The sequence below is a fragment of the Thaumasiovibrio clandestinus genome (genome assembly GCF_047250365.1).
GTDB lineage: Bacteria > Pseudomonadota > Gammaproteobacteria > Enterobacterales > Vibrionaceae > Thaumasiovibrio.
Genome location: NZ_JBLBVL010000048.1, coordinates 1 through 1,262, shown reverse-complemented (window position 1 = coordinate 1,262; position 1,262 = coordinate 1). Strand labels below are relative to the sequence as shown.

Genomic DNA, 1,262 nt, shown 5'->3' with positions numbered 1-1,262 from the left:
TGTCCACTCCGACACCATTTGCACATAGTGTGCGGTGTTGTTTTCATGCGCTGGCGCAAAACGGGAAATTATGCCTGTTAAGGTGCTGATACCTTGGCGGTTGTAACTACGTAGAACCCGCGCCCCAGCACGAAAACCAAACTTGGCATGTTTAAAGGTTTCAAACTCTTCATCCCGAGAGAAAGCACTTTCCCCTACCCAATCGTTACCTTTACGAATGTTTAGCGGGTTATTATTACGTACCCCACGGGGCAATCCTTGTCGTTGCACTGTCCATACTCCCATTACGATGACTGCTGAAATAGCGAGCCACCCTTTAAGCGTCATAAAAACCACATTTCATTGGATGCAATGACCAGTGATAGCGAATTTCTACCGTATTGCTCACCCCATTAGCGACAATTGAAAGCATCGCGCCATCGCAGTTCACCTCTATGCTGCCATCTGCGGGTGCAGGTGGTCGTTTACCGTCACTAACGTTGGTCATGATCAAGTGGCGGTCTACATTGCGCACCATCGGGCGCATTGGCACAGGAACGGATTTACCCGCAATCAGTTCAGCGGCGGGATAATGGCCCAGCAAGCCACCATGTGGATAAAGATTGTGTGGGCTATCCAAGGATGGCGTCACATCTTCTTTGTCGGGATTAAGGTAAATCCCCGTTTCATTACACGAGCAACTAAAACCACTTAAATCTTTCGTTTCGTAGAAATATGCATATCGCCCCCCAGGCACTAACGAAATACCGTGCAAGTAGTGATGAATAAAGCGCTGGCCTGTCGTGAAATCTTCTTCTTGAATGGGCATTTCAGCGACAATTTTCACAAAGCGATCATCGTCATCAAGCTCCATCACCCCAAAGCGTGAAACCGTATTTTTGGCAAAGCCCCGAAAGTAAGCACTGTATGCCGCCATCTTCATTGGCGATATTCCTACGGTGCTAATGGTTGGGGCATTAAATGGCTGATACATCACAACATCGGTGTCGTAGCCATTAAACAGAAACGCACACTGGCTACGTTCATCAGAATCATCAACTTCACCGCCCATCGTCATTGTTTGCGAACTAATACGGGCATTACCAGAGGCGGTATTAACTTCCGCGCACCAACCAAACGGGACAGGAACCGCATTGCTGCGCCCTATTACACAACTGTTTGGTGAGTCGTTGTAATAAGGGGAGATCAATTTAGCCCATGCTTCATTTTGGCCCATTTGCCAGCCGTCAGAATGAGAAAAGTCAGAATTGATTAATAGATTA

1 protein-coding gene and 1 pseudogene are annotated in these 1,262 nt (G+C 47.5%); both read right to left on the bottom strand.

The genetic code is table 11. From position 1 onward, the window contains the following. A pseudogene (locus ACKLNH_RS20580) lies at positions 1-327 on the bottom strand (virion protein); the annotation flags it as partial. After that, positions 317-1,262, bottom strand: a 946-nt coding sequence (locus ACKLNH_RS20575; protein WP_413114131.1) for a hypothetical protein, incomplete at its 5' end; no start/stop codon positions are given. The pseudogene ACKLNH_RS20580 and the gene ACKLNH_RS20575, both read right to left, overlap by 11 nt.